We start from the raw sequence: 4716 nt of genomic DNA, 5'->3' as shown, positions 1-4716 counted from the left end.
GCAGGGGGGACCCTGTGGGAGAGTAGGACGCCGCCGAACAATCATTGTGGGAAAGCCCCGCACCTTCTGGTGCGGGGCTTTTCTGCGTTCACGGGCTTTTGCCAGTCGGCAACCGGGGACGCCTGGAGGGAGCCGACCGCCACGCTGGGCGGGGCTCGTTGTGGTGCGACCCGGGCTGAAGCGCCCCCGTTCATAGCTCCCGGGCGCCCGGGTAGTGGCGGCGAAGCTCGCTGAGTACGCCCTCGTCGACGGCCCTGACGTCCCACAACGAGCTGTCGAACTCGGTCAGGACGATCACCAGCTCGTCCTCGGCGAACCCGCGTGCTTCGGCGTCGATCAGTTGGAGGAACGGGGTCGTGAGCGACAACAGCGTCAACGTGTCCATGCCGGCGTCGGCGGACCGTCTCTCCATCTCGACGCAGCGAGGATCGACGATCTCGTCGCACTCGACGCGCCACGTCAGGTCCAGGCCGAAGCTTCCGAGACGAACCAGTAGCTCAGCCAGCGTCACATAGTGCTTTCCGTGCCAGGCAGGAAACGTGATCCCCTCCATGCCCGTCCCCGCTTCAGCCGTACCGTGCGGCATGCGACCCCCTTCGTTCGGAGAACACTAGAGCGCGTTGCGGAGGGTCGTGCGGGCCTCCCCGGCCATGCGTTGAGGGCAAGGCCGTGCGAGTGGGCGACGGCCCGGACCGCGCGGTGGAGTTTCTGCCGTGCCGGCGGCAGTCGCGGAGGATCTTGTCCTGCTTCATGCGGGCAAGGCGTGCTCGACTCGGGGCCGGAACTTGCGATGCGGACCGGCGGAAGTCCCGGAGGCATCTGGTGAGTTTCAGAGGAAGGCCAGTGGGACGCCCTTCCGGACGCAGAACCGCAGGACGCCCGCCAGCTGGCGGGCGTCCTCGATGTGCTGCTGGAGGAGTTGGTCGCCTTCCTTTCGTGTCCACTGGTCGGTGATCGCCTCCAGGCGGGCCAGAACCGACGCGCACTCGGCGGGCGAGAGACCCTCACCGCCGACATCGGGATGATCGAGGAGTGGCTCCAGAGCGGTGGACACCTCGCTCCAGGGGCGCTCACCGCCGAAGCCCCGCATCTCCGACAGGGTGACCCCGTCGGCCTGAGCCAGGCGCCGCCGGAACGCGGCAAAGCCGCTGTGGGACCAGGACGCATCCGGACTGCTGTTGTCTCCGTCGTCCGGGAAAAGAACCAGCCCCATGTGCCCTCCTGCTTGTCGAGCACACAGGATCGAGGTTATGGGCCGGGCTCGGCAACCGCGCCCTCCGCAGCGGACACCCTTCTCACTGCGGACGCGGGTTCGTTCACGTCGTTGTGCTGCGACAACTTCGGGGTGGCGGGCGTTCTGGTTGCGCCTACGCAGGAGGCGTCGAGGGCCCGGGTTTGGGGCCGTGTGGTTCGGGCGATTCGAGTTGGCCGGGGCGAACTGCCGCAGCGGCCCGAAGGGGGCCTCGGTGTGGTCGGCCGAAGAGGCGTAGGTCGGGGTGAAGCACAGCTCGACCTTGTTCTTGGTCGCCCACTTCTTCAGCCGGCGGTCTGTGGGGGCGGAGAACACTGTCGAGGATCACGTCGATCGGTGCGCCGTCCGGGCGGGCGGCCCGGATGGTTCGCACGGTCGCCCAGGTGCGATCGATGCTTTTGCGGCGCCGGTTGATCTCCCACACCTGGTCGTCGCCAACGGAGTAGCAGCCGCGGAAATAGGTGATCCTGTGGGTTCGGCGGAACATCGCCGGCAGTCGGGCTGGCCGCCCTGTTCTGCCCAGCACGAGCCAGCGGTCGGGCGGATGCCCAGCAGCGCCTCCCAGCCGAGCCGCACGGGCCGGGCGATGAGGGTTAGGCATGGGAGCCCGATCTCGTTGAACGCGTGGATCACGTCGAGAACGGTGTCCTCGTCCGCCTGGACCAGACGGGCTATGACCGGGACCGCGCTGCCCGGCCGAGGCCAGCAGCATCATCGCCTGCCGGAACCGCACCGAGAGCTCCTACTGCCTCGCCGGACGATGTGCTCGAGCTTCTACCCCTCCTGTTCGGTCAGCCCGTGACCCCGGACGGGTTGCCCGATCCCCGCCTCCCCACCTGGCTGGAGAAGTCATTCGCAACCAACACGGCGAGCAGCCCGGTGAACCTTCCCGGTCACAGCACTAGCCTTATGTTCGATCCGCGACCACAGCGTCACCGCGCGGTCGATCCACCAGGTTCCCGCACTGTCGCGAGCGCGGCCAGGCCGACCTCCAGCGGTGGAAAGCGGAAAACGAAGTGCCACAAGCAGGTCCGGTCTTGGGCCGGGGATGTCTTCATGCGGATGAAGACGTGGAAGATGCGCGACTGCCGTCTGAAGGACGAGGGGGTTGACCACGCCGTGTTCGGCATCCCGGATGCACAACCTCACCTCGCCGGATGGCGAAGGGCCCGGGTCGCTCGCGCTGCGGGTTCGCCAGGAAGCTCTACGCGAGCGCGGACTGCGGCTGCCGCACGGACGCTGTCCCTGGGCGCCACGCCAGGTCTGCGGCTGGACCGGTCCAGTCCAGAGCGGTCGTGCCGGACGAGATCCGAGGGCCCATACGCGGCCCGGGGACCACGCAAATGAAGCCAGGCAGCGTCGCGGCCAGCAGGGACCAGGCCCAGGACGGTTCTGCGCTCGCGGCAGTCGTGCTCGATGCGTCGGCGGACTTTCGCGAGGGGCATGAGGCTAGCCGGGTCCCCCGAAGGACGAAGTGCGGGCTCATCGCCGCTCCTGAGCCCTTGCTCCAGGTGATGGTCGGCTACCGCTCGGTCCGGTGCCGGACGCAGCGTGGACGTTGAATCGGGTTTGTCCACCACCCGTACCTACGGCCGTCCAGCCGCACCCCGCGCAGGTACAGCGAGAGCCCTTCAACCGTCGGTCTCGCCGCACCAGCGGAACCGCGCCTTGCCCGCCGTCCAGGCGAGGTCGGTGCCGACCGCCGCGCGCGGCGGGGCCGAAAACAGGTCGCGGCTCCAGGGGCCTCGAGCCGAGACTGAGGGGCCGATCACATCCGACGGGAAGAGAGGCCGGCGCTGACGTACAACCGTGACACCCTTCCCTTCCCCGAGAACCGCGTGCCTCCCGTGACGCACGAGAGCGTTCGGAACTGGGACGACTTCGACCCCGCCCGCCATCCCTTCGTCTGGGACGAGGAGGAGGAAGACCGCCTCCGCTCGCTGGTCCGCTCATGGGTGCCGCCCGTGCTCTCCGGCATGGCCGGCTGGTGGCAGGGCGAACGCTGGTGCGAGAGCCAGATCGACGCGGTCATCCGGGAGCGGTACGGCACCTGGGCCTGGGGGTGGAGCTGGTGCTACCGCTACGGCGGGCCCATCGGCAGCTGGGTCTGCGGGCCGAGCTCGGTGACGACCCCCGATGAGACCGCGGCACGCGTCGTAGCCGCTCTGCTGGAGTGGCGGGAGTGGCTGGAGGAGACGGCCCAGCGCTTCGCCGAACTGGCACCCCCGCCGGACGCCTCACCCCAGGCCGCAGCTGGCACCTGGAACGGGCCTGCGTCCGGCTCGTGACCCACACGCTGGACTCGGGCGCGGAGGGCGGCTGGCACGGTCAGGCGTCGATCGTCCTGTGCTGGTTCCTCACCAGCACCGGCATGGACCGAGCCGAAGCCGCGCGAGCGGTGGAGCGCGCGATCGGCGGCAGGTTCAAGAGCTGGGTCGAGCCGAAACGGTCTTTGATCGAATCCGTCGGCGAGGACCTGGCCACTGGACTTACCGGCCACGCGCCGTTCCAGGAACACGGGGAGAGGGCGGCTCTGGAGGATCTCCATGACCGCCGCCGCTGACAGCCTCGCGGTATGGCTGCGCGTGCGCCGGGAGGCCGACTGGCAGAGCGCACCGGCCCTCCAGCGGATCACGCACGCCCGCGATGGGTTCCGGCGCTGGTGCCAGGGGCCGGTGCGCCGACGTGATCCGATGCGCGCCGAGCGTCTGCTCGCCGCCTACGCGTTGGCCCGCAAAGACGCCGCACGCCGTGCCCCGCTGGACTTCGGCCTGCTCGCCGGCTGGCAGCGCGCAGTCCTCGCTGTGCCGGAGGCACCGTTCCGCGTGAGCGACGCCTACGCGAAGGACGGCCGCGAGCGCTACGGTCTGACCCCGCGCACGCGGTCCGACTTCGATTCCTGCCTGCACGAGACGACCGACCCCGACGTCCCGTTGGCGGCCCGGGCGGCCCGCGCCTACCTCGATGTGGCGTTCTTCCATCCCTTCACCGATGGCAATGCCCGAGCCGCGCTGTTGACCTTGGTGCACGTCCTGGCACGGGAGGAGGTCTTCCTTCCTGAGGTGGGGCCCCTTCAGACCACCCGCTACGCGGACGACCCGGTCGGTGCAGCGGACCTTGCCACCCTCATCGGGGTCCTCAACCACCGCCGACCCCCTGGTGAAGGGGCTGCGTCGGCGTTTTGACACCCCTGGAGCAGGGTTGTAGAGTTAAACGGTTGCCTCGAACTGGACAAGTTCGGCAGCCACCACTCCACACAGGATCTCGTTCCGGGTGGAGTGCATTCGACTCTCCATTCGGAAACGTTGAAGCCGGGAAAACCGGTGGAGAACTTCTGATAGAGTCGGAACCGCCGGAAAGGGAAAGCGCGAAAGCGCAGGACCTCGAAAGCGCCGAGGAAATCGGACACGAAAGAGTCTGATAGAGTCGGAAACGCAAGAACGAAGAACGAAAGCCCGGAGGAA

At 68.5% G+C, this 4716-nt stretch carries 5 protein-coding genes and 2 pseudogenes; 4 read left to right on the top strand and 3 right to left on the bottom strand.

The genetic code is table 11. From position 1 onward, the window contains the following. Window positions 1-190 precede the first annotated feature (190 nt). The 3 genes and pseudogenes from ACZ514_RS32190 to ACZ514_RS32180 form a co-directional block, all read right to left on the bottom strand. A complete protein-coding gene (locus ACZ514_RS32190) occupies window positions 191-586 on the bottom strand; it encodes a hypothetical protein (RefSeq protein WP_469126333.1) in 396 nt (131 codons plus the stop codon). A 243-nt stretch (window positions 587-829) separates the two neighbouring features. After that, window positions 830-1213, bottom strand: coding sequence for a hypothetical protein (locus ACZ514_RS32185; RefSeq protein ID WP_468175963.1), 384 nt, complete (start codon window positions 1211-1213; stop codon window positions 830-832). Window positions 1214-1270: 57 nt separating this feature from the next. Then, window positions 1271-2014 (bottom strand): annotated as a pseudogene (locus tag ACZ514_RS32180) (transposase); the annotation flags it as partial. A 197-nt stretch (window positions 2015-2211) separates the two neighbouring features. On the opposite strand from ACZ514_RS32180, the pseudogene ACZ514_RS32175 reads away from it, so the two are divergent. The 4 genes and pseudogenes from ACZ514_RS32175 to ACZ514_RS32160 form a co-directional block, all read left to right on the top strand. Then, a pseudogene (locus ACZ514_RS32175) lies at window positions 2212-2402 on the top strand (IS5/IS1182 family transposase); the annotation flags it as partial. A 697-nt stretch (window positions 2403-3099) separates the two neighbouring features. Next, the gene (locus tag ACZ514_RS32170; protein WP_469126332.1) at window positions 3100-3540 is read left to right on the top strand and encodes a hypothetical protein; all 441 of its coding nucleotides are present in this window, start codon (window positions 3100-3102) and stop codon (window positions 3538-3540) included. Next, window positions 3537-3815 carry a hypothetical protein gene (locus ACZ514_RS32165; RefSeq protein ID WP_469126331.1) on the top strand — a complete coding sequence of 93 codons (279 nt, stop codon included), beginning with the start codon at window positions 3537-3539 and terminating at the stop codon, window positions 3813-3815. The genes ACZ514_RS32170 and ACZ514_RS32165 overlap by 4 nt, the downstream gene beginning before the upstream one ends. Then, on the top strand, window positions 3799-4437 hold the full coding sequence (locus ACZ514_RS32160) for a Fic family protein (RefSeq protein ID WP_469126330.1): 639 nt from the start codon (window positions 3799-3801) through the stop codon (window positions 4435-4437). The genes ACZ514_RS32165 and ACZ514_RS32160 overlap by 17 nt, the downstream gene beginning before the upstream one ends. The last annotated feature ends 279 nt before the right edge of the window (window positions 4438-4716 follow it).

The sequence above is a fragment of the Streptomyces sp. NPDC034086 genome, assembly GCF_055575515.1.
The sequence above is the reverse complement of the archived record's forward strand: the minus strand, read 5'-3'. Positions and strand labels throughout refer to the sequence as shown.

Bases quoted from the DNA above. Each gene is read 5' to 3' on its own strand.
- ACZ514_RS32190 (WP_469126333.1), bottom strand. From the start codon at position 586: ATGCCGCACGGTACGGCTGAAGCGGGGACGGGCATGGAGGGGATCACG.
- ACZ514_RS32185 (WP_468175963.1), bottom strand. From the start codon at position 1,213: ATGGGGCTGGTTCTTTTCCCGGACGACGGAGACAACAGCAGTCCGGAT.
- ACZ514_RS32160 (WP_469126330.1), top strand. From the start codon at position 3,799: ATGACCGCCGCCGCTGACAGCCTCGCGGTATGGCTGCGCGTGCGCCGG.